The organism is Actinoplanes sp. OR16 (genome assembly GCF_004001265.1).
Taxonomy (GTDB): Bacteria; Actinomycetota; Actinomycetes; order Mycobacteriales; family Micromonosporaceae; genus Actinoplanes.
Genome location: NZ_AP019371.1, coordinates 6,338,951 through 6,360,174, shown reverse-complemented (window position 1 = coordinate 6,360,174; position 21,224 = coordinate 6,338,951). Strand labels below are relative to the sequence as shown.

The 21,224-nt window shown below is 71.2% G+C and carries 20 protein-coding genes; 9 read left to right on the top strand and 11 right to left on the bottom strand.

Annotation, left to right across the window (positions count from 1 at the left end; genetic code table 11):
* Window positions 1-19: 19 nt before the first annotated feature.
* From EP757_RS29090 to EP757_RS29075, 4 genes are all read right to left on the bottom strand, one after another.
* Complete coding sequence (locus EP757_RS29090; protein ID WP_127551356.1) at window positions 20-1,747, bottom strand: GAF domain-containing SpoIIE family protein phosphatase; 1,728 nt, start codon at window positions 1,745-1,747, stop codon at window positions 20-22.
* A gap of 69 nt (window positions 1,748-1,816) precedes the next feature.
* Window positions 1,817-2,215: a ChaB family protein gene (locus EP757_RS29085; protein ID WP_127551354.1), complete on the bottom strand. Its 399-nt coding sequence runs from the start codon at window positions 2,213-2,215 to the stop codon at window positions 1,817-1,819.
* Window positions 2,202-3,389 (bottom strand): RNA polymerase sigma factor, encoded by a 1,188-nt coding sequence (locus EP757_RS29080; RefSeq protein WP_197725405.1) that lies wholly within the window; start codon window positions 3,387-3,389, stop codon window positions 2,202-2,204. The genes EP757_RS29085 and EP757_RS29080 overlap by 14 nt, the downstream gene beginning before the upstream one ends.
* An 11-nt stretch (window positions 3,390-3,400) precedes the next feature.
* Complete coding sequence (locus EP757_RS29075; RefSeq protein WP_127551350.1) at window positions 3,401-3,772, bottom strand: YciI family protein; 372 nt, start codon at window positions 3,770-3,772, stop codon at window positions 3,401-3,403.
* Between the two features lie 173 nt (window positions 3,773-3,945).
* Here EP757_RS29075 and EP757_RS29070 point away from each other — a divergent pair, with 173 nt between their 5' ends.
* Window positions 3,946-5,505 (top strand): MFS transporter, encoded by a 1,560-nt coding sequence (locus EP757_RS29070; protein WP_127551348.1) that lies wholly within the window; start codon window positions 3,946-3,948, stop codon window positions 5,503-5,505.
* Window positions 5,506-6,751: 1,246 nt separating this feature from the next.
* Here EP757_RS29070 and EP757_RS29065 read toward each other — a convergent pair.
* Window positions 6,752-7,636, bottom strand: a complete 885-nt coding sequence (locus EP757_RS29065; protein ID WP_127551346.1) for a LysR family transcriptional regulator — start codon at window positions 7,634-7,636, stop codon at window positions 6,752-6,754.
* Window positions 7,637-7,718: 82 nt separating this feature from the next.
* On the opposite strand from EP757_RS29065, the gene EP757_RS29060 reads away from it, so the two are divergent.
* On the top strand, window positions 7,719-9,020 hold the full coding sequence (locus EP757_RS29060; protein WP_127551344.1) for an aspartate aminotransferase family protein: 1,302 nt from the start codon (window positions 7,719-7,721) through the stop codon (window positions 9,018-9,020).
* A 52-nt stretch (window positions 9,021-9,072) separates the two neighbouring features.
* The gene (locus EP757_RS29055) at window positions 9,073-9,309 is read left to right on the top strand and encodes a hypothetical protein (protein ID WP_127551342.1); all 237 of its coding nucleotides are present in this window, start codon (window positions 9,073-9,075) and stop codon (window positions 9,307-9,309) included.
* Here EP757_RS29055 and EP757_RS29050 read toward each other — a convergent pair.
* Entirely contained in the window at window positions 9,277-10,545 is a 1,269-nt protein-coding gene (locus EP757_RS29050; protein WP_127551340.1) for an MFS transporter, read from the bottom strand. The genes EP757_RS29055 and EP757_RS29050 overlap by 33 nt on opposite strands.
* An 81-nt stretch (window positions 10,546-10,626) precedes the next feature.
* Between EP757_RS29050 and EP757_RS29045 the strand changes: the two genes are divergently transcribed.
* From EP757_RS29045 to EP757_RS29030, 4 genes are all read left to right on the top strand, one after another.
* Entirely contained in the window at window positions 10,627-11,841 is a 1,215-nt protein-coding gene (locus EP757_RS29045) for a serine hydrolase (RefSeq protein WP_232050721.1), read from the top strand.
* A 47-nt stretch (window positions 11,842-11,888) separates the two neighbouring features.
* Window positions 11,889-13,475 (top strand): methyl-accepting chemotaxis protein, encoded by a 1,587-nt coding sequence (locus tag EP757_RS29040; RefSeq protein WP_127551336.1) that lies wholly within the window; start codon window positions 11,889-11,891, stop codon window positions 13,473-13,475.
* 72 nt (window positions 13,476-13,547) lie between these two features.
* Entirely contained in the window at window positions 13,548-14,351 is an 804-nt protein-coding gene (locus EP757_RS29035; RefSeq protein WP_197725404.1) for a helix-turn-helix domain-containing protein, read from the top strand.
* Window positions 14,348-14,893 carry a cysteine hydrolase family protein gene (locus EP757_RS29030; protein ID WP_127551332.1) on the top strand — a complete coding sequence of 182 codons (546 nt, stop codon included), beginning with the start codon at window positions 14,348-14,350 and terminating at the stop codon, window positions 14,891-14,893. The genes EP757_RS29035 and EP757_RS29030 overlap by 4 nt, the downstream gene beginning before the upstream one ends.
* On the opposite strand, the gene EP757_RS42965 is transcribed toward EP757_RS29030, so the two are convergent.
* Complete coding sequence (locus tag EP757_RS42965; RefSeq protein ID WP_160165911.1) at window positions 14,867-15,127, bottom strand: DUF3040 domain-containing protein; 261 nt, start codon at window positions 15,125-15,127, stop codon at window positions 14,867-14,869. The two genes, EP757_RS29030 and EP757_RS42965, sit on opposite strands and share 27 nt — an antisense overlap.
* Window positions 15,128-15,254: 127 nt before the next feature.
* On the opposite strand from EP757_RS42965, the gene ctaD reads away from it, so the two are divergent.
* Both ctaD and EP757_RS29015 read left to right on the top strand, forming a co-directional pair.
* Window positions 15,255-17,006, top strand: a complete 1,752-nt coding sequence (ctaD, locus tag EP757_RS29020) for a cytochrome c oxidase subunit I (RefSeq protein WP_127551329.1) — start codon at window positions 15,255-15,257, stop codon at window positions 17,004-17,006.
* Window positions 17,007-17,093: 87 nt separating this feature from the next.
* Window positions 17,094-18,683, top strand: a complete 1,590-nt coding sequence (locus tag EP757_RS29015) for a tannase/feruloyl esterase family alpha/beta hydrolase (protein ID WP_127551327.1) — start codon at window positions 17,094-17,096, stop codon at window positions 18,681-18,683.
* A 41-nt stretch (window positions 18,684-18,724) separates the two neighbouring features.
* Here the strand turns inward: EP757_RS29015 and EP757_RS29010 are convergent, their stop codons facing one another.
* Genes EP757_RS29010 through EP757_RS28995 form a run of 4 tightly spaced genes read right to left on the bottom strand, consistent with a single transcriptional unit; the run spans window position 18,725 to window position 21,133 of the window.
* The gene (locus tag EP757_RS29010; RefSeq protein WP_127551325.1) at window positions 18,725-19,180 is read right to left on the bottom strand and encodes a hypothetical protein; all 456 of its coding nucleotides are present in this window, start codon (window positions 19,178-19,180) and stop codon (window positions 18,725-18,727) included.
* 36 nt (window positions 19,181-19,216) lie between these two features.
* Complete coding sequence (locus tag EP757_RS29005; RefSeq protein WP_232050054.1) at window positions 19,217-19,705, bottom strand: GNAT family N-acetyltransferase; 489 nt, start codon at window positions 19,703-19,705, stop codon at window positions 19,217-19,219.
* Between the two features lie 16 nt (window positions 19,706-19,721).
* On the bottom strand, window positions 19,722-20,576 hold the full coding sequence (locus EP757_RS29000) for an alpha/beta fold hydrolase (RefSeq protein WP_127551323.1): 855 nt from the start codon (window positions 20,574-20,576) through the stop codon (window positions 19,722-19,724).
* Window positions 20,577-20,632: 56 nt separating this feature from the next.
* Complete coding sequence (locus tag EP757_RS28995; RefSeq protein WP_127551321.1) at window positions 20,633-21,133, bottom strand: sigma-70 family RNA polymerase sigma factor; 501 nt, start codon at window positions 21,131-21,133, stop codon at window positions 20,633-20,635.
* Between the last annotated feature and the right edge of the window lie 91 nt (window positions 21,134-21,224).

The window sequence follows — 21,224 nt, the reverse complement described above, 5'->3', positions numbered from 1 at the left end:
CTCCCGCACCGCCGGGGAGTCAGCGGGTCTCGATCAACAGGAGGGAGGCGTCGTCCTCGCGCTCGGCGGCCGGGATGATCTCCATGGCGGCGTCGGCCAGGGCGTCCAGATCGGCGCCCGGATGGTCGGTCAGGACCTTGTGCAGGCGGGCGATGCCGTCGTCGATCGGCCGGGTGCGGGTCTCCAGCAGGCCGTCGGTGTGCAGGACCAGGCGGCTGCCGGCCGGCAACGCGCGGCCGTGGGTGCGCCGGGTGACGTTGCGGAGGCCGCCGAGCAGGACGCCGCCGAGGGGCAGCTGGCTGATCGTGCCGTCCGGCAGCACCAGCGTGGGCGGCAGGTGGCCGGCGCTCGCCCAGGTCATCGTGTGCCCGCCTTCGGGCTCCGCGGTCAGGTACGCCACCAGCGCCGTGGCGACCCCGCCCACCCCGAGCATCCCGGCGGCCCGTTCGAAGCGGGCCAGCAGCACCGACGGGAAGTCGTACCGGTCGACGAGCAGGGCCCGCAGCATGCTCCGGTAGTGGCCCATCGTGGCGGCCGCCTTGACCCCGTGGCCGGCCACGTCCCCGATCATGACGGCCATCCGGGTCTCGTCGATGCGGACCGCGTCGTACCAGTCGCCGCCGACCAGGTCGCTGCGGTTGGCCGGGGCGTAGCGGGCGGCCAACCGCACGTGATCCAGCTCCGGCAGGGGGCTGAGCAGGGCTTTCTGCATGGTTTCGGCGGCGGTCCGGCGTTCGTCGTAGACGGTGGCTCGCAGCAGCGCCTGGGCGACGTACCCGGCCAGGGCGGTCAGGACCGCGTGCTCGCCTTCGCCCGGGGTGTACCGCTGCTTCCAGCAGAACGTCAGGGCGCCGATCGGCCCGTGCACGCCGGGCAGCGGCACGCTCACCGCCGCCTGCCAGTTCATCTGCTCGAACGTGGACAGCGCGTCCGGTGTCTCGGCGGCGACGGCGGTCAGGTCAGGCAGGACCACCATCCGGCCGGTGCGGGCGGCCAGGCCGGACGGGGTGCGGACCTCTCTGCCGTACGACTGCCAGCGCTGCGCGAGGACCGGGGGCAGCAGCCGGCCGGAAGCCAGCTGGATCAGGCCGTCGGCTTCCAGCCAGGAGACGCCGACGTACGCCGGGTCGAGGTTGCCGATGACCAGGTCCCGGACCGTGCTGATGACGTCCTCGGAGGTGGCCGCGGCGCCGAGGGCCACGCTCGCCCGCAGCAGCAGCCGGCTGCGGGCCGCGACCGATTCGGCCCGGTACGCCGCGTGCTGGGAGGCGATCCGCAGCTGGAGGCTGTCCGAGCAGGCGGCGGCGAGGTCGGCGAGGATCGAGAGTTCCTGCTCGGTCCAGTCGCGCGGCTCGTGGTCGATGGCGCACAGCGAGCCGAGCACCCGTCCGTCGGCGTCGTGGACCGGCATTCCCGCGTACCCGACGACGCCGAGGTCCTCGATCGCGAGATTTCCTTCGACCCGCGGATCGGTACGGGCGTCCGTCACGATCAGAGGCTCGCCCGCGGCGACGACGTGCCGGCAGAACGAGTGACTGAGCGGTGTCTGCCGTGCCCGCGCCCACGGGTCGCCGAGCCCGCACGCGCCGGGGAAGAACTGCCGTTCGTCGTCGACGAGCGAGACCAGCGCGACGGGCACGTCCAGCACCGTCCGCACCATGGCGGCGAATCTGTCGAACATCGGGTCGGGCGCAGCGCCCAGCCCGGTGGAGGACAGAGCGGCGAGACGCCCCTCATCGTCGATCATGCGCGCCCTTCGTGGTGGATGCCCGGGAAACATACCCGTGCGGGTGGCGGCGCGCTCACCTCTCCCCGGCTACTTCCGGCGAGCCTTCCGTGTGCTGCTGTCGTTCGCCTTCTGGATCGCTTCGACCAGCTCGGGCTTGGTCATCCGGGAACGGCCACTGATGTCGAGCCGCTTGGCGAGGTCCATCAGGTGGGCCTTGCTGGCGTTCGCGTCGACGCCGCCCGCGGTCTCCGCCTTCGTGTCGCGGCCACCGGCGGCCTTCGCGTCGCTCGGGCCCTTCTTCGCCTTCGGCTCCCAGCGGTCGCCGACCTTCTCGAACGAGTGCTTGACCGCGGAGAACGCGGTGCGGTGCGCGCGCTCGCCCTCGCCGTACTGCTCGACCGCTGAATCGTGGGCCTTCACGTACGTGTCCTGGGCCTTCTTCGGCGACCGCGCGATGGTGCTGGGCATATCCTCACGTGCCGGCATGATGACCTCCTTCGTCTCCCGTTGTTCCCTTCGCGAGACGGCTGAAACGGGACTCCAGGTACCGTCGCTCGGCAGCGTTGGCCGTGCCCTTCGCCGCCTCCCGGTACCAGCGCAGCGCGCCGGCCGTGTCACCGGCCTTCTCCAGCAGGTGCGCCCGCACCGACACGAGACGGTGGTGACCGGTCATCCGCGGGTCGTCGTCGAGGGTGGCGAGCAACTCCAGGCCGGCGGCCGGTCCGTCGATCTCGGCGAGCGCCACGGCACGGTTGAGCCGGACCATCGGGTTGGGCGCCACCCGTTCCAGGATCAGGTAGAGCGCGTACACCTGCCGCCAGTCGCGCGGCCCGTCACTGGCGTGGGTGGCCGCTATCGCGGCCTGCAATTGGTACGGGCCGAGCGTGTCGGCGCCGGCGGATGCCCGGGCGAGCTCCATGCCTTCGGCGATCATCGTACGATCCCAGCGCGACCGGTCCTGGTCGTCCAGCGGAACGAGGTCGCCGGACTCGGTCACCCGGGCCGGGCGGCGGGCGTGGGTGAGCAGCATCAGCGCCAGCAGGCCGGTGACCTCGCCGTCCTTCGGCAGCTGCGCGGTGACCAGCCGGGCCAGCCGGATCGCCTCGTGGGCCAGGTCGACCCGGTCCACCGCCGTGTAACCCTCGTTGAAGATCAGGTAGAGCACGTGCAGCACCACCGGCAGCCGGCTGGTGTCCAGGGTGAACCCGGTCCCTCTGATCCTCTGCTTGGCCCGGCTGATCCGGGCCGCCATCGTCGCCTCCGGCACCAGGAAGGCGCGGGCGATCTCGGCGGTGGTCAGGCCGCCGACCGCTCGCAGCGTCAGCGCCATCTGCGAGGCCGGGGTCAGCGCCGGATGGCAGCAGAGGAAGAGCAGCTCCAGGGTGTCGTCGGTGTCCCGGACCTCGGTGTTCTCCGGCGGGACCGCCGCCTCCTCCCGCTCGCGGCGGGCGTGGTCGCTGCGCATCTGGTCGATGAGGCGGCGGGACGCGACAGTCATGAGCCAGCCGCGCGGGTTGGCCGGCACCCCCGCGGACGGCCACTGCACCGCCGCCGCGAGCACCGCCTCCTGCACCGCGTCCTCGGCGCCGTCGAACTGCCCGTACCGCCGGACCAGCGCGCCGAGGACCTGCGGCGCGAGCTCACGCCACAGGTCCTCCATCGGCTCCGGTGTCACGCGTCCAGCGGTCCGTCGGCGAACATCACCTGGCGCACCTCGACGCCGAGGCCCGGGATCGCCGCGTCCGGGATCTTCGCGGCCAGCTCGATCGCGCGCTCCCGGCTCTCCACGTCGAACAGGTAGAAGCCGCCGAGGAACTCCTTCGCCTCCACGTACGGGCCGTCGGTCGCCACGGTCCGGCCGTCGCTGACCGTCACCACCGCGGCCTGCGACGGGTCGGTCAGCGCCATCGTGGTGATCAGCTCACCGGACTGCTTCACCTCGTCGATCAGGGCCTGGTGACCGGCGCCGATGGCGGCCTGCTCCTCCTCGGTGAGCGACTCCAGCACCGCCGGGTTGATGTGCAACGAGATCAGGAAACGCATGACTCACTCCTCTTCTGCGATGTCGTACGCCCGATGGTCGGAGCCGCTCGACCCGTCTTGACATCCGCCCCGGACCTTCGACGGCGCCGCGTCCGGAGTGGGACTGCCGACGTACAAGATAAAAGGCAGGAAGCGAGCCGATCAGGCCGCGCCGGGAGTGGTAGCCATGGGGAGTGACCGATTCCGCATGGGCCCCACTCCGCATCGCCGCGTTCCGGAGCCTGTGGCTCGCGCTGCTGGCGAGCAACATCGGCACCTGGATGCAGACCGTCGGAGCGCAGTGGCTGCTCGTCGAGGAGTCCGGTACTGACACCCTCGTCGCCGTCGTGCAGACCGCCAGCACACTGCCGATCGTGCTGCTGGCGCTGCCGGCCGGGGCGCTCGCCGACACCTTCGACCGGCGGAGACTGCTGCTCGCCGTGCAGGTCTTCCTCACCGGCGTAGGCGTGCTGCTCACCGTCCTGACCGTTACTGATCGCATGCAACCGGCGCTGCTGCTGACCCTGACGTTCGTGCTCGGCGCGGGCCAGGCGGTGACCGGGCCGACCTGGCAGTCCGTCATCCCCGAACTGGTGCCGCGGTCCCAGCTGCCGTCCGCCTCGGCGCTCGGCGCGATCAGCATGAACCTGGCCCGCGCCGTCGGACCGGCCGTCGCCGGACTGCTGATCGCCCAGACCGGCACCGGCGTCGTCTTCGGCCTCAACACGCTGTCCTTCGCCGTGTTCGCCCTGGTCCTGTGGCGCTGGCGACCGGCCTCGTCGCTGACCGGCGACCCGGAGCCGTTCGGCGCCGCCGTCCGATCCGGCAGCCGCTACGTGCGCCACTCGCCGGTGGTGCGCCGCATCCTGCTGCGGGCCGGGCTCTTCCTCGTGCCCGGGAGCGCCCTCTGGGCCCTCCTCCCGCTGGTCGCCTCGCGGCGGCTCGGCCTCGGATCCGGAGGGTACGGCGTGCTGCTCGCGGCCGTCGGCATCGGCGCGGTCCTCGGGGCGCTCCTGCTGCCCCGGATGCGGGACCGCTGGACGCTGAACCGGCTGCTCCTGATCGCCGGTGTGGTGTTCGCCCTGGTTCTGGCGCTGCTGGTGGCCGTGCCGTCGACGCTCCTGGTGGTCGCCGTGCTGTTGCCCGCCGGCATCGCCTGGGTGATGGTGCTGTCCAGCGTCAACGCCGCCATGCAGCTGTTCCTGCCCAACTGGGTCCGTGCCCGGGGCCTGGCCGTCTACCAGATCGTCTTCGCCGGTTCGCAGGCCGCCGGCGCCCTCGCCTGGGGTGTGCTGTCCGACCTGCTCGGCCTCGGCCCCACCCACCTGATCGCGGCCGCCCTGATGCTCGCCGGCACCCTCACGCTGCGCTGGTGGCCGCTGCTGGACACCAGCGGGATGAACCGCGAGCCGGCCGTCTACTGGCCCGAACCCCACCTGACCCTCGACCCGTCGTCCGGTCCCGTGCTGGTGATCGCTCGCTATCCGGTGGACGCCGCCCGTTCGCCGGCCTTCGTCGCGGCGATGGAGAGAGTGCGCCTGAGCCGCCTGCGAACCGGGGCCGTCCGATGGGGCCTGTTCCGTGACGGGTCCGATCCGGGGTCGTACGTGGAGGCTTACGTGGTGCCGAGCTGGGATGAGCACCTGCGACAGCACTCGGGCAGGCTGACCGGTTCGGATCAGGAGGCGGAGGAGTTGGCCCGGTCGTTGGCGTCGGGGCCGCCGTCTGTGAGCCATTTGCTCTCGGCTCGTTGACGGTTGTTGCTCGTTCGTGCGCTGTTCTTGTCCCGTCGTCCCGTCGTCCCGTCGTCCCGTCGTCCCGTCGTCCCGTCGCCCCGTCGCCCCGTCGCCCCGTCGCCCCGTCGCCCCGTCGCCCCGTCGCCCCGTCGCCCCGTCGCCCCGTCGCCCCGTCGCCCCGTCGCCCCGTCGCCCCGTCGCCCCGTCGCCCCGTCGCCCCGTCGCCCCGTCGCCCCGTCGCCCCGTCGCCCCGTCGCCCCGTCGCCCCGTCGCCCCGTCGCCCCGTCGCCCCGTCGCCGAATCTTGAGCGAATTTCGACAGCGGGAGATGCAACATCGCTCAAGAATCCGGAGACAACGGCGACGCGACCACCCGCACCACCATTCCGCCGAACCACCCCAGATCTTGAGCGACCTCCGACAGCGGGCGGTACAACATCGCTCAAGAATCCGGAGACAACGGCGACGCGACCACCGGCACCACCATTCCGCCGAACCACCCCAGATCTTGAGCGACCTCTGACAACGGGCGGTACAACATCACCCAAGAACCCCGAGACAACGGCGACACGACCACCCGCCGCGCCACGACCACCAGCAGCGCCACCCCGCAGCGCCACCCCGCAGATCTTGGGTGACTTCTGACATCACCGGATACCGGCGGACGGGCGACTCGCGCGGGCCGGCCGGCGGACGGGCGACTCGCGCGGGCCAGCCGGCGGACGGGCGACTCGCGCGGGCCAGCCGGCGGACGGGCGACTCGCGCGGGCCAGCCGCAGGAATCGCTCAAGATCTGACGACTCATCGGGGCGGCCAGCGAGCGTTGCGTGCGCCAATCGACTGGCGGCTGGAGCAGACCGGCGGACGGGCGACTCGCGCGGGCCAGCCGGCGGACGGGCGACTCGCGCGGGCCAGCCGGCGGACGGGCGACTCGCGCGGGCCAGCCGGCGGACGGGCGACTCGCGCGGGCCGGCCGGCGGACGGCGGACGGCTGTTGGCGGACAGCTGGCGGCGGACGGCGGACGGCTGGCGGCTGTTGGCGGCTGGCGGGCGGCCGGCGGGCGACGGACAACGGGCGACGGACGGCGGGCGGCCAGTGGGTGGCGGGTGGCCGGTGGGTGGCGGGTGGCCGGTGGGTGGCGGGTGGCCGGTGGGCGGCGGGTGGCGGGTGGCCGGTGGGCGGCGGGTGGCGGGTGGCCGGTGGGCGGCGGGTGGCGGGTGGCCGGTGGGCGGCGGGTGGCCGGTGGGCGGCGGACGGCGGGTGGTCAAGGGGTTCGGAGGGCGGTCAGGACTGCTGTCACCTCGGGCCGTGGTGTCGACGGGCGGCGCACCGCGGCGGTGATGCGCCGGGACAGCGGTGGGGACAACGGCCTGGTCACCACGTTGTAGCGGGGGTCCACGGCAAGGCTGGGGAGCATCGTGATCGAGCGGCCGTTCTCGGCGTGCTGCAGGGCCAGCATGTAGTTGTTGAAGCGGCAGATCACCGTCGGCTCGAAGCCTGCTTCGCGGCACAGGCGGGTGGCCAGCGAGGACATGTAGGAGCCGGCGACGTCGAAGGTCCAGCGCTGGTCGGCGCAGGCTTCCAGGGCTATCGACTCGGCTGCCGTCAGCGGGTGGGACGGTGGGAGGACCAGGACTATCGCGTCGGAGGTCAGGGGGACCAGGTCGATCGACGGGTCGAGTTCGGTGCCGGCGAAGTCGGCTGTGGTGATGATGAGGTCGACGTCGCCGCGGCGCAGGGCCGGCATGCTCTCGTGCGGTTCCAGCTCCAGCAGCACCACCGTGACGTCCGGGTGGCGGACTGCGAGACGGGCCACCGCGGGTTCGGCCAGGGCGTGGACGGCGCTCTGGAAGGCGGCGACCGTGACGGTTCCGGCCGGCTCGTCGGCGAGGCCCCGCAACTCGGCCTCGACCGCGTCCATCGCCGCGAGGATCTCCCGGGCCCGGCCGGCCAGCAGCACGCCCGCGGCGGTGAGCCGGACCCGCCGGCCGGTTCGCTCGAGCAGCGCCGTGTGCGTCTCCCGTTCCAGCGCCGCCAGCTGCTGGGACACCGCCGACGGGCTCAGGTTGCCGCGCTGGGCCACGGCGCGGACCGTCCCGTACGTCGCCAGTTCCGCGAGCAGCCGCAGCCGCCACGGGTTCAGGGTCATGCCGAACTGTACAGCGATGCTTAACAGCGACGGCAGAAATGTGAGATGGACGCCCTCACCGCAGAAAAATAGCGTCGCTGTCATGGCAGACGAATTCTGGCCGGACGCCGAGCGCCATCTGGTCCGCTACATCGGGGCGGGACGGTTCGTGCCCGAGATCATCGAGCGGGCGGAGGGCAGTTTCGTCTGGACCGCGGGCGGCAGGAGGCTGCTCGACTTCACGTCGGGGCAGATGAGCGCGATCCTCGGCCACTCGCACCCGGCCGTCGTCGCCACGATCCAGCGGCAGGCGGCCACCCTCGATCACCTGTTCAGCGGCATGCTCAGCCGCCCGGTCGTCGACCTGGCCCGGCGGCTCGCCGAGTCGCTGCCCGAGCCTCTGGAGAAGGTTCTGCTGCTCACCACCGGCGCCGAGTCGAACGAGGCGGCGATCCGGATGGCGAAGCTGGTCACCGGCAACCACGAGGTCATCTCGTTCGGCCGGTCGTGGCACGGGATGACCCAGGCTGCGGCGGGCGCCACCTACAGTTCGGGACGCAAGGGGTACGGGCCGGCGGCGCCCGGGAACTTCGCGATCCCGACGCCGAACGCGTACCGGCCGGACTTCACCACCGCGGACGGCGAGCTCGACTGGCGGAGGCAGCTGGACTTCTCGTTCGAGCTGTTCGACGCGCAGTCGGTGGGCAGCCTCGCGGCGGCGATCGTCGAGCCGATCCTCAGCTCCGGCGGGGTGATCGACCTGCCGCCCGGATACATCGCGGAGCTGCGCGACCGGGTGCACGCGCGCGGTGGCCTGCTGATCCTCGACGAGGCGCAGACCGGGTTGTGCCGGACCGGCGACTGGTACGCGTTCCAGCGTGACGGCGTCGTCCCGGACATCCTCACGCTGTCGAAGACCCTCGGCGCCGGCCTGCCGCTCGCCGCCGTGGTGACCGGTCGTGAGATCGAGCAGATCGCGCACGAGCGGGGTTACCTGTTCTTCACGACCCATGTCTCGGACCCACTGGTGGCGGCGGTCGGCAACACCGTCCTCGACGTGCTGGCCGCTGATCGGCTGGACGCGCAGGCCGCCGAGCTGGGGGCGTACCTGCGAAAGGGCTTGATCGAAATCGCCGGCCGGCACGCGGTGGTCGGTGACGTGCGCGGCCGTGGCCTGCTGGTCGGGCTGGAACTGGTGCTCGACCGGGAGACCAGGCAGCCGGCCGACGAGCTCGGGGCCGCGGTGACCCGGCGCTGCCTGGAGCTGGGGCTGCACATGAACGTGGTGCAGCTGCCGGGGATGGGCGGCGTGTTCCGGATCGCGCCGGCGCTGACGTCCACGATCGACGAGCTGGCCCTCGGCCTGGAGATCCTGGATCAGGCGATAGGCGAGTCCGCCCATTGACAGGTTCCGACCCGGACGCAACGCTGGTTCTCGCAGGCTGCGGGAGGCGTGAATGGGCGGATTCATCCTCGGCGCGTTCGTCGCACTCCTCATCGGGATGCGGCTGGCTCGCCTGATCGACGGCAACAAGGGTGCGCGGGCCGGTTACAAGAAGGCCAAGGGCGCCGACATCAAAGGCGCGCGGAAGAAGGCGAACGGCGCGTTCTTCGCCCTCTTCCGCTTCGCGCTGCTGCTGATCCTGATCGGCGCCGCGGTGCTATACGGCTGGATGAGCACCAACAGCGCCTGAGGTCACCGGTCGCCCGTCCTCGGCCGGCGTGAGCAGACCCTTCAGCGACAACGCCAGGGCCGAGGCGATCAGGCAGCCGGCGACCATCGCGATGACCCAGGCCGTGCCCTGGCCCGCGCCGATCAGCGGGCCCGCGGTGACCGGCCCGATCACCGAGCTGATGCCCATCAGCATCGTGGTCGCCGCGTTGTACCGCGCCCGCAGCTCGTCGCTGGCCAGCACGTTCGTGACGGCCGGCATGACCGGCTGCAGGAGCGTCTCCCCGCAGGCGAAGACACTCGCGCAGAGGATCACGCAGAGCGCGGCGACGAGCGAGCCGCCGCCGGCGAGACCGCCCGCCCCGAGGATCACCCAGGAGGTCGCGAACACCACGCCGACCAGCGCCAGCGCCGTGGTCCGGCTGCGGCCCTCGATGCGTTTCACGACGAAGAGCTGGGCCGCCACGATCGTCACCGTGTTGGCGGCGAGCGCCCAGGCCACCACTCTCGGGGACACCTCGGCGACCCGTACCGAGAAGGCGGCGAAGCCGACCTCGATCTGCGCGTAGCCGCAGGTGCTCAGGAAGAGCGCGAAGATCAGCAGGCGGCGGAACGGCCGGTTGCGGAGCACTGTCAGGTACCCGCCGCGCTGCAGGGACGCGGCGCGCGGCGGCGGCGCGTGCCCGACACCGCGCAGGAGCAGCAGGATCACGGCCGGCACCAGGAACGTCAGCGCGTCGGCGAGGTAGACCGCCTGGAAACTGGCCGGGCGGCTGGTGTCCACGACCGCCCCGGCGATCAGGCCGCCGACCCCGATCCCGAGGTTGAGCAGGGCGAACTGCAGGCCGAACGCGCGCTGCCGCTCATGCTCACCGGTCAGCGACGCGAGCAGGGTGGCGCCGCCGGGCCAGGTCGGCGCGCCACCGGCGGCCATCACCCCGAGCGCCGCGATCACCGCGGCCGGGTGATGGGCGAGAGCCAGGGTCACGCTTCCGAGGGTCTGCAGAAGGTAGCCCGGAAGCATGACGCGGCGTGTGCCGAATCGGTCCATCAGGGTGCCGCCGAGCGGCGAGCAGATCAGCAGCACCGCGCCGAACCAGCCGATCGCGAAGCCGGCCGCCGCGTCGCTGAACCCGCGCACCTCGGTCAGGTAGATGAACAGGAACGGCAGCGTCAGCCCTCGCCCCACCGAGGAGACCAGCACACCCAGCAGGAGCCAGCGGGCCTCGGTGCGTTCCGGGAGGGTTTCGCGCAACATGAGGGGGATTCTGCATCAACGGTACGACGATTCGCCTGCCCTTTATCCGGCGGCCGTATGGCACTATCGGTCACCGTGTCGATGACTCGCCGTGGCGTCCTCGGGTTGGCCACCGCTTCTGTGCTGGCCGGCTGCGGCACGCCGACGTCAGCGCGGTCCCGAACGCTGGTCGCCGACGAATCCCCGTTCGACCCGGCGCCGCTCACGGCCGTCCTCACCGAGTACCTGAGGCCGACCAAGGCCAATCCGAGACATCCCACCTACGCGGGCGCCGTCGCGGTGGTCCTGCAGGACGGCAAGGTCGCCGCGAAGGTCGCCGTCGGCCACGCGCTCCGCTATACGGCAGGACCCAAGGAACTGCCCGCGGCCCAGCGCGTCGGCATGCGCACCGACTCGATCTTCGACCTGGCGTCGCTGACGAAGGTCTACACGGCGATCCTCCTCCTCCAGCAGGTCGAGAAGGGGAGGATCGATCTGGACGCGCCGGTCGTCCGCTACCTTCCGGGTTTCACCGGTAAGGGCAAGAGCGGGATCACGGTACGCATGCTGCTCACTCACACGAGCGGCCTGCCGGTCGGGGCGAACCCGAAGAACGTCCTCGGAACCCCGATGGTCGCCGGCGCCGTGCCGGGTAAGGCGTTCCGCTACTCCAGCACCGGACTCATGGTCGCCGCCGAGCTGGTCGAGAAAGCCACCGGCAAGACCCTCGACGCCGCGCTGAAGGCCGGCATCACCGGCCCGCTCGGCCTCGCCACCACGGGTTTCACCCCACTGAAGTGGCTGTCCAAGGCCGACCAGGCCAAGCGTCTCGCCGCCACCGACGCCCGCAGCTCCCGGGGACTGCTGCGCGGCGTCGTCCACGACGACGTGGCGGCGAAGCTCGGCGGCGTGATCGGCAGCGCCGGGATCTTCGGCACCGCCCACGAGGTGGCCGTCATCGGCCAGCTGCTGCTGAACGGCGGCGTCCACAACGGGAAACGGCTGCTCGCCGCCGCGACCGTGGCCGAGATGCTGCGGAACCAGAACAAGGGCCTGCCGGCGATCGACCCGGACCGCCCGGAACGTCCCTCCGACCACGGCCTCGGCGTGACGCTGCGCCAGCCCTGGTTCATGGGGAAGCTGTCGTCGCCCGCGACGTTCGGGCACACCGGTTTCACCGGCACGTCCCTGCTGGTCCATCCCGGCCACCAGCTGGTGCTCGCCCTGCTGACCAACCGGGCGCACCCGAACTGGAGCTGGGCTGACCCGGATCCGCTGCGCGCCGAGGTGGCGAACGTGCTCGCCGCGCAGGTTTAAACGCCGTTGCGCCCCTCGGACGCCGATCCTGGTGGCACCGTGAGGGCATGAGGTGGCTGGCCGATCGCCGCGTCGGCACGAAGATCATGTTTTCGGTGCTCGTCGTCGCGTTCCTCGGCGTCGCCGACGGTCTCTTCGCGATGTCCAGTCTCGGCGCGACGAACGACCAGGTGAAGGCCGGGTACCAGCACAGCCTGGAACTGGAGACGATCGGCAACCTGCGGGCCGCGGTGAACCGCTCCTGGCTCGCGGTCTCCGACGACCTGCTCGCCACCGACGCCGGCGCCCGCGCGACGGCGGCGAAGGCGCTCACCGCGGCGGAGGCGGACGTCGAGGACTACGCCGACGAGTTCCAGGCCTACCCGATCAGCGTGGAGTCGAGCACGGCGATCACGGCGTTCCACACCGCGTGGTCGGCGTACCACGACGTCGTCGGCGACACCCTGCTGCCCCTCGCGGAGAACGGCACCCGTGCCCAGGTGAACCGGGTGCGTACCGAGCAGATCGCCCCGCTGATGACCGAGGTGCGCGCCCAGCTCACCGCGCTCGCCGACGAGACCGTGCGGGGCACCGCCGCGCAGGAGGAGAGCGCGGAGGGCCTCTACCAGTCGACCAAATGGCGCGTGGCGATCATGCTGAGTCTGAGCGCTCTGATCGGTGTGCTGCTCGCGGTCGCCACGAGCCGCATGATCGTACGTCCGCTGTCGCGCTGCGTGGCAGTCCTGAACCGCATCCGCGACGGGGACCTCACGGCTCGCGCCGGCGTCGGCAGCCGGGACGAGGTCGGCCAGATGGCCGGCGCCCTGAACCACACGGCCGCCGCGATGGCTCAGATGGTGGGGAAGGTGCACAGCAGCGCCGACGTGCTCGCCTCCGCCTCCGAGGAGTTGTCCGCCGTCTCGGGCGAGCTGTCGGTCTCCGCCGAGGAGACCTCCGCTCAGGTCAGCACGGTCTCCGCATCGGCCGGCCGGGTCTCCGAGGGCGTGCAGGCGGTCTCCGCCGGCGCCGACGAGATGGGCGTGTCGATCCGGGAGATCGCGAACAGCGCCAACGAGGCGGCGGGGGTCGCCGCCGAGGCGGCCCGGACCGCCGAGAACACGAACCGCAGCGTGTCCCGGCTCGGTGAGGCGTCGACCCAGATCAGCACGGTCGTCGCCCTGATCACCTCGATCGCCGAGCAGACGAACCTGCTGGCCCTGAACGCCACGATCGAGGCGGCCCGGGCCGGCGAGCAGGGCAAGGGCTTCGCCGTCGTCGCCTCCGAGGTGAAGGACCTGGCGCAGGAGACCGCCCGGGCCACCAGCGAGATCACCGCCCAGGTCGCGTCGATCCAGACCGAGGCGGAGGGCGCGGTGCACGCCATCGGGCAGATCGCCCAGGTCATCGGCACGATAAACGACTACGCCACGACGATCGCCGCGGCCGTCGAGGAGCAGACCGCCACCACCGCCGAGATCGCTCGCAGCGTGGGACAGGCAGCCGAGGGCTCGACGGCGATCGCCGGCACGATCGCCGGGGTCGCGCAGGCCGCCCAGCAGGTGACCGCGGGCGCCTCGGAGACCCGGACGACGGCGGCGGAGCTCGCCCGCACGGCCGCCGACCTGCAGGCCACGGTCTCCGCCTACCGCACCTGACCGTCATCGCGGCGTCTGCCAGGCACTGCCGGTTCCTCCCAGTCCATGATCACCGAGGCCTATCGTCGACGCGTGGGCGTTCAGGACTTCCTGCTGTCGAGGCGGGCGCGGATCTCGCCGGAGCAGGCGGGTCTTCCCCGGCACGGCGAGCGGCGGGTCGCCGGGCTGCGCCGCGAGGAGGTGGCGGCGCTCGCCGGGATCAGCGTCGAGTACTACACGCGGCTGGAACGCGGCGCCACCCAGGGCTACTCGGCCGAGGTGCTGGACGCCGTCGCGCGGGCCCTCCAGCTCGACGGGACCGAGCGCCAGCACCTCTTCGACCTGGTCCAGGGCGGACCGCGGGAGGATCCTCCGCCACTGCTGCGGCCGGAGCTGCTGCGCCTGCTCGACGCCATGACGGGCATTCCCGCGTACGTCGGGAACCGCCGCCTCGACGTCGTCGCCGCCAACGCGCCCGGCCGCGCGCTGTTCGGGCCGCTCTTCGACAGCCCGCACCAGCCGGTCAACCAGGCCCGGTTCCTCTTCCGCGACGAGCGTGCCCCGGTGTTCTTCCCGGAGTGGGAGCTGCTCGCCCACGACGCCGTCGCGGTGCTGCGGGCCGCGTCCGGGCGTCATGCCGCGGACGAGCGGCTGGCCGCGCTGGTGGCTGAGCTCACCGCGGCCAGTCCGGCCTTTCACGAGCTGTGGAGCCGGTACGACCTCCGTCACCGGCGAACCGGCCGCAAGCGATTCGCGCATCCCGTGGCGGGACCGCTGACCGTCGACTTCGAGTCGATGGCGCTGGTCTCGCACCCCGGGCTGCGGCTGTCGGCCGGCACGGCGGCGCCGGAGTCCGCTGAGGCCCTGCAATCCCTGGTGAACTGGAGTTACGCATGACCCGTTCGGCACTGCTCGTGATGGACGTCCAGCCGGCCGTCGTGGCCCGCTACCCGGACCCGGAGTACCTGCCCCGGCTGCGGACGGCCGTCGACGCCGCCCGCGCACGGCGGATGCCGGTCGTCTTCGTCGTGGTCGGGTTCCGGCCGGGCGCCCCGGAGGTCGACCCCGCCAACCGGATGTTCGGCGGTCTCGCCGGACGGGACATCCCCGCACAGGCTCACGACGTACACGCGGAATTGGCTCCTGAGAAGGGCGAGGCCGTGGTGGTGAAGCGCCGGGTGTCGGCCTTCGCCGGCAGCGACCTGGACATGCTGCTGCGCGCGCAGCGCGTCGACCACCTGGTGCTCGCCGGGATCGCCACGAGCGGCGTGGTGCTGTCGACGGTGCGGCAGGCGGCCGATCGGGACTACCGCCTCACCGTGCTGGCCGACGGCTGCCTCGACGACGACCCGCTCGTGCACGACGTGCTGGTCGAGCGGATCTTCCCGGCGCAGGCGGACGTCATCACGATCTCAGAGTTTGTCTCTGCGGTGCCGTAGGACCAGCACCACCACGACGGTGACGGCGGCCAGGTCGGCGACGATCAGGGCCGCCGTCGGGCCGAGGAACAGGCCGACGAACGGCATCACCAGGAACACGGCGACGCAGAGCACCGACAGAGTCGGGAACGGACGGCGGGGCGGCTCGCTCATGCGCCGAACGAACGCCGGGTCGCCGGCTGCCAGCCGCTGCTCGATGTCCTCGAGGGCGCGCCGGTCCTTCTCCTCCAGCATGGTTCTAGGTCCTACCACCGCAGACTCGTCCATGTAGGGGATGTGGCGATCCAGCCCGAAATACCGCCTGATAAGCCTATAACAGGGGGTGAGCTGCTGATTTCGAATGCCAAGCTGAGGAGCTTGCATGACCACCGTCGCCCCCAGGCCGACAGTCACCCGGCCCCACTCGCTCCGCCGGCAGGTGAAGGGTTCGGCGCTGACCCGGATCCTGCGCACCACCGACGCGAAGCAGATCGGGATCATGTACTTGATCACGTCGGTGATCTTCTACATGGTCGGCGGCCTGATGGCCCTGCTCATGCGCGCCGAACTGGCCCGCCCCGGCATGCAGTTCCTCTCGCCGGAACAGTTCAACCAGCTGTTCACCATGCACGGCACGGCGATGCTGCTGTTCTTCGCGACGCCGATCGTGTTCGCGTACGGCAACTACGTGGTGCCGATCCAGATCGGCGCGCCCGACGTGGCGTTCCCCCGGCTGAACGCGTTCGCGTACTGGCTCTACCTGTTCGGCACGCTGACGGCGATGAGCGGCTTCCTCATGCCGGGCGGCGCCGCCGACTTCGGCTGGTTCGCGTACTCCCCGCTGAGCGACTCGCTGCACTCCCCCGGCATCGGCGGCAACGCCTGGGTCGTCGGCCTCGCGATCTCCGGTCTGGGCACGATCCTCGGCTCGGTCAACCTGATCACCACGATCCTGACGCTGCGGGCGCCCGGCATGACGATGTTCCGGATGCCGATCATGTGCTGGAACATGCTGGTCACCGCGCTGCTCGCGGTCATGGTCTTCCCGTTCCTGGCAGCCGCGCTCTTCGCGCTCGCCGCCGACCGGGTCCTCGGCGCCCACGTCTTCGACTCGGCGACCGGCGGGCCGATGCTCTGGCAGCACCTCTTCTGGTTCTTCGGCCACCCCGAGGTGTACATCATCGCGCTGCCGTTCTTCGGCATCATCACCGAGGTCATCCCGGTCTTCAGCCGCAAGCCGGTCTTCGGCTACAAGGGCCTGGTCGCCGCCACGCTGCTGATCGGCGCGCTGTCGATGAGCGTCTGGGCGCACCACATGTTCGCCACCGGCCAGGTGCTGCTGCCGTTCTTCAGCTTCCTCAGCTTCATGATCGCCGTACCGACCGGCATGAAGTTCTTCGTCTGGATCGGCACGATGTGGCGCGGCCAGATCAGCTTCGAGTCGCCGATGCTCTTCGCCGTCGGCTTCATGGTGACGTTCCTCTTCGGCGGGCTCTCCGGCGTCCTGCTGGCCGCCCCGCCGATCGACTTCCACGTCTCCGACTCGTACTTCGTGATCGCGCACTTCCACTACGTGCTCTTCGGCACCATCGTGTTCGCCGTCTTCGCGGGCATCTACTTCTGGTTCCCCAAGATGTACGGCCGCTTCCTCGACGAGCGCCTCGCCAAGCTGCACTTCTGGCTCACGTTCATCGGCTTCCACGCGACGTTCCTGGTGCAGCACTGGCTCGGGACCCAGGGCATGCCCCGCCGGTACGCCGACTACCTGCCGACCGACGGCTTCACCTTCCTCAACACGTTCTCGTCGATCGGCTCGTTCGTGCTGGGCATCGCCACGCTGCCGTTCGTCTACAACGTGTGGAAGTCGTACAAGGTCGGCGTCGTCGTCACCGCCAACGACCCGTGGGGCCACGGCAACTCGCTGGAATGGTCGACCACCACTCCCCCGCCGCTGCGCAACTTCAACCACATGCCGCGGATCCGCTCCGAGCGACCCGCCTTCGACGAGAAGTTCCCGCACCTGGCCGCCGGTGAGCAGTCCCTGGCCGGGCCGCCGGAGGGTGGGGCGCGACCGCTGCGCAAGGAGTCGGACGGCGGCGCCACCTATAAAGAGGACCTCAGCAACGACAAGTGAGCGGGTGCTCGCCCGGGGGTGGCACGGGGTCCGACCAGTGCCTCACCCTGGCTCCCGGGCGGCACCCCGGCTGTGAGGCTCCTGTGTATGAAACGACGACTGCTTCTGATCGCCGCCGCGATCGTTCCCCTGTCAGCCGCCGCGATCGCGCCGATGGCCGCCGACGCCGTCACGAGCACCGGCGCCGGCATACCCCGGGCGAGCACCTGCGAGGTCTTCACCGTCAGCGCGCCGCCGGGCGCGACCGTGGAAGAGGTGACCGCGACGGCCAACCCCGGCGGCACCGTCACCTTCCCCGCCAACCCGGTCCTCGGCACCCCGGACCCGGTCACCGGCGTCCCCGCCTTCTGCGACATCACCGTGAAGCTCACCCACCCCGGCGCCGGCGACCACGTGACGGTGAAGGTGTCACTGCCGAGCGACAAGGCCGACTGGTCCGGGCGGCTGCAGGCGGTGGGTGGCAGCGCCTACCTGGCCGGCAACCTGAACGGCAACGAGACCGTCACGGCCGTGAAGAACGGGTACGTCGCCACCGTCACCGACGCCGGAGTCGGCCAGAACCCGCTCGACACCAGTTGGGCGCTGCAGCCCGAGGGCAAGGAACTGCTGACCGATTTCGCCTCCCGCTCGCTGCACGACATGACCGTGGTCGCGAAGGACGTGACGAAGCGGTTCTACGGGAAGCCGGTCACCTACTCCTACTGGAACGGCTGCTCCACCGGCGGCCGCCAGGGGTACGCCGAGGCGCAGAGGTACCCGGACGACTACGACGGCATCCTCGCGAACGCCCCGGCGATCAACTGGGACCGGTTCGCGGTCGGCACGCTCTGGCCGGCGGTGGTCTTCCACGAGGAGAAGGTCGCGCCGAGCGCCTGCGAGATCGCCGCGTTCAACGACGCCGCGGTGAAGGCCTGCGACACGATCGACGGCGTCAAGGACGGCATCATCGACGACCCGCAGGACTGCACGTGGAACCCGCGGAAGCTGGTCGGCACCACGGTGGTCTGCGACGGCAAGACGCTGACCATCACGAAGGCCGAGGCCGACGCCATCCGCAAGATCTGGGCGGGACCGGTGTCGCCGAGCGGCAAGCGGCTGTGGTACGGCCCGAACAAGGGCGCTGACATCGCCTCCTACCTGGCGAACCCGGCACAGCCCTTCTTCGTCGCCGACCTGTGGACCAAGTTCTTCGTCACCGGTGACCCGGCCTTCGACACGAAGAGCCTGACCTACGGCGCCTACGCCGAGCTCTTCGCCGCCTCCCAGCGGAGGTTCCACCGCGTCATCGGCACCGACGACCCGGACCTGCGCGCCTTCCGGGACGCCGGCGGCAAGCTGCTCACCTGGCAGGGCCAGAACGACCAGCTCGTCCCCACGCAGGGCACCGTCGATTACCGCGAGCGGGTGGAGCGCCGGCTCGGCGGCAACGCGAAGGTCAACGACTTCTACCGCCTCTTCCTGCTCCCCGGCGTCGACCACTGCCAGGGCGGCACCGGACCGCAGGCCGTCGACCCGCTGAACGCCCTGGTCACCTGGGTGGAGAAGGGCCGGGCGCCGGCCACCCTGGCGACCGCCACGGCCGGCGGGGTGACCCGGAACGCCTGCCCCTTCCCGAGGGTCGCGCGGTACGCCGGGCACGGTGACGTGACGAAGGCAGCGAACTTCCGCTGCGCCTGATCCGTCAAGGAGAGCGGCCCCGGGACAGCCCGGGGCCGCTCTCACGTGTCATAGAGGCCGTCCCACGGCGGGTCGAACCCCAGCTCGTCGGGGAGGAACTCGGCGTGGTCCTCCCCGTCGTAGTCCTCGGTCCCGTCGACCAGGCCGAACACGTGCCCGTCGACCTCGACCTGGAACAACCCGATGGCGATGTCGCCGTGGACCCGGCCGGGCAGCGCGTCGAGCCAGCCGCCGAGCCGCTCCTCCGCCCTCTTGATCGCGCCGTCCTCGTCCTCGCTGGTGCCGGCGAACCAGATCTCCGACCCGGTGTGCGCACCGCTCGCGTCGAACCGGTGCAGCACGGCCCACCAGCGTTTCCGCCGCTCCCAGTCGTCGCCGCCACCGTTGTCCAGCGTGGCCGACACCGACCCGAAGAACTGCCCTCCGGCGAACGTGCCGATGGTGTCGGTGTGGTAACCGGGCTCGTGCGCGATCGGCACCCGCTCAGGAATCGCCATGCCGGAGAAACTAGCCCCCGGGTATGACAGAAGCGCTCAGCCGACGACCGGGCTGCGACGCTCCAGCAGCACCACATCACGCCAGACGCCGTGGTGCCTGCCGACCCGCGACCGCGTCCCCACCACCCGGAACCCGCAGGCCGCGTGCAGCGCGAGACTGGCCGCGTTCTCCGGGAACACACCGGACTGGATCGTCCACACCCCTGCCGCCTCGGTCGACGCGATCAGCTGCCTGAGCAGCGCCTTCCCGATCCCGCGACCGGCAGCGGACGGATGCACGTAGACCGAGTGCTCGACCACGCCGGCATAGACGCAGCGTTCCGACACCCGGCTGCAGGCGGCCCATCCGAGAACCACGTCGTCCGGGGAGACCGCCACGAAACGGTGATCGGGAAGGCGTGACGCCGAAAAGGCGGCCCACTCCGGGACCGCCTCCTCGAACGTCGCGTCACCACCCTCGATCCCGAGCCGGTAGATCTCCAGCACCGGCCCGGCATGGGCGTCGGTCATCTCCACGATCCGCATCAGCGGATCGTCTCACCTATTTGGTGTCGGCAACGAAATCGATCACCGCGGCGGAGAACGCCGCCGGCTCCTCGAGGTGGCCCATGTGACCGCTGCCGGGCAGGATCGTCAGCCGCGATCCGGGCACCAGCGCGTGGATCTCCCGGGCCCAGCGCTCCCCGCAGATCACGTCATAGTGTCCGGCGATGACCAGCGTCGGGACGGTGACGCCGGCGAGCAGCGAACGGTCCTGGATCATGCCGGTGTCCGCGATGTACCACACCCGCAGCCCGGCCCGCATCGGCGCGAACTCGGCGGACCGCTCCCAGTAGTGCGCCAGATAGGCGGGGAAGAGCCCGCGCAGCGCCGCCGTCAGCTCCTCGTCGCCGGTGATCGACCCGACCGACTGGAGCGCCGCCAGCACATCCGGGATCTCGGGGTTGCCGGCGTTGCGCGCGACGAACTCGCCGACCCGCCTCATGCTCTCCTCACCCTGTTCCGGACCGGTCACCGGCGAGGAGTCGTACAGCACCAGCCCGGCGATCCGCGACGGATTCCGGGCGGCGTAGAACTGCGCCACGAAACCACCGTGCGAATGCCCGAGCAGATGGACCTTCTCGTTCCCCAGATCGTCGAGAACGGCGTCGAGGAATCGCGCGTACACCTCCCGGGTGTAACCCTCCGGATGCGTCGGCAGCCGCCCGGACGCCCCGGTGCCGATCGGTTCCACATAGACCACCGTCATCTGCCGCTCGACGTCCGGCATCCGCAGGTATTCCCAGTCCACACCGGGACCGCCGGGTAACGCCACGAGCACCGCCGCACCTTGCCCGAAGACGTGGTACCGCTGCGCCACCCCGTCGACGACGACTTCCTTCACGACGAACCCCATTCCCTTCGACGAAACCGGCCCTGTGCGGCCGGACCACCCGACCCGCGAGACAGCCCTCACGACACGGGACAACTGACGGCCTCCCGCAGCGAGCGCAGCGCATAGTGGGCCCGCGACTTGACCGTCCCGATCGGCACACCGAGCAGCCGCGCCGTCTCGTCCGGGGTGCGCCCGCGCAGATAGAGCTCGTCGAGGATCCGCCGGTGCGGCCCGCTCAGGCTGCCGAGCGCGAACTTGAGCGTGTCCACCGCGACGACCGCTCCGGAGGTGGCATCGGGGCCGGCCTCCGGCAGGGCGTCGGGCAGGCTCACCTCGGCCGGCCGCACCTGCCGCCGCCGGATCGCGTCGATCGCCACGTTGCGGGCCACGGTGAACAGCCATCGCCGGGTCTGCTCGGGTTCCGGCGGCAGGTTGTCCAGATGCCGCCAGACCCGGATCATCGTCTCCTGCAGCAGGTCCTCGGCGGTCTGCCGGTTGCCGCCGGCGAAACCGGACAGATACCTGAGCAGCTCCGGTGCGTACCGGGCGTGCAGGTCGGTCAGGCGGTCGGCGCTCATGTGATCACATTGCGTCCGCGGGCCCCTCCACCGAACCCGTGGAACACACGGGGGCCGGTAGTCACGTGGTTGTCCCGTGACTAGGCAACGC

What these genes read in the sequence shown, in the direction of transcription:
- EP757_RS29005 (WP_232050054.1), bottom strand. Translation starts at nt 19,705, where the DNA reads ATGCGGATCGTGGAGATGACCGACGCCCATGCCGGGCCGGTGCTGGAG.
- EP757_RS29055 (WP_127551342.1), top strand. Translation starts at nt 9,073, where the DNA reads ATGGGCGGATTCATCCTCGGCGCGTTCGTCGCACTCCTCATCGGGATG.
- EP757_RS42965 (WP_160165911.1), bottom strand. Translation starts at nt 15,127, where the DNA reads ATGCTGGAGGAGAAGGACCGGCGCGCCCTCGAGGACATCGAGCAGCGG.
- EP757_RS29050 (WP_127551340.1), bottom strand. Translation starts at nt 10,545, where the DNA reads ATGTTGCGCGAAACCCTCCCGGAACGCACCGAGGCCCGCTGGCTCCTG.
- EP757_RS29080 (WP_197725405.1), bottom strand. Translation starts at nt 3,389, where the DNA reads ATGGAGGACCTGTGGCGTGAGCTCGCGCCGCAGGTCCTCGGCGCGCTG.
- EP757_RS29075 (WP_127551350.1), bottom strand. Translation starts at nt 3,772, where the DNA reads ATGCGTTTCCTGATCTCGTTGCACATCAACCCGGCGGTGCTGGAGTCG.
- EP757_RS29030 (WP_127551332.1), top strand. Translation starts at nt 14,348, where the DNA reads ATGACCCGTTCGGCACTGCTCGTGATGGACGTCCAGCCGGCCGTCGTG.
- EP757_RS29015 (WP_127551327.1), top strand. Translation starts at nt 17,094, where the DNA reads ATGAAACGACGACTGCTTCTGATCGCCGCCGCGATCGTTCCCCTGTCA.
- ctaD (WP_127551329.1), top strand. Translation starts at nt 15,255, where the DNA reads ATGACCACCGTCGCCCCCAGGCCGACAGTCACCCGGCCCCACTCGCTC.
- EP757_RS29090 (WP_127551356.1), bottom strand. Translation starts at nt 1,747, where the DNA reads ATGATCGACGATGAGGGGCGTCTCGCCGCTCTGTCCTCCACCGGGCTG.
- EP757_RS29060 (WP_127551344.1), top strand. Translation starts at nt 7,719, where the DNA reads ATGGCAGACGAATTCTGGCCGGACGCCGAGCGCCATCTGGTCCGCTAC.
- EP757_RS29000 (WP_127551323.1), bottom strand. Translation starts at nt 20,576, where the DNA reads ATGGGGTTCGTCGTGAAGGAAGTCGTCGTCGACGGGGTGGCGCAGCGG.
- EP757_RS29065 (WP_127551346.1), bottom strand. Translation starts at nt 7,636, where the DNA reads ATGACCCTGAACCCGTGGCGGCTGCGGCTGCTCGCGGAACTGGCGACG.
- EP757_RS29085 (WP_127551354.1), bottom strand. Translation starts at nt 2,215, where the DNA reads ATGCCGGCACGTGAGGATATGCCCAGCACCATCGCGCGGTCGCCGAAG.
- EP757_RS29040 (WP_127551336.1), top strand. Translation starts at nt 11,889, where the DNA reads ATGAGGTGGCTGGCCGATCGCCGCGTCGGCACGAAGATCATGTTTTCG.
- EP757_RS29045 (WP_232050721.1), top strand. Translation starts at nt 10,627, where the DNA reads ATGACTCGCCGTGGCGTCCTCGGGTTGGCCACCGCTTCTGTGCTGGCC.
- EP757_RS28995 (WP_127551321.1), bottom strand. Translation starts at nt 21,133, where the DNA reads ATGAGCGCCGACCGCCTGACCGACCTGCACGCCCGGTACGCACCGGAG.
- EP757_RS29010 (WP_127551325.1), bottom strand. Translation starts at nt 19,180, where the DNA reads ATGGCGATTCCTGAGCGGGTGCCGATCGCGCACGAGCCCGGTTACCAC.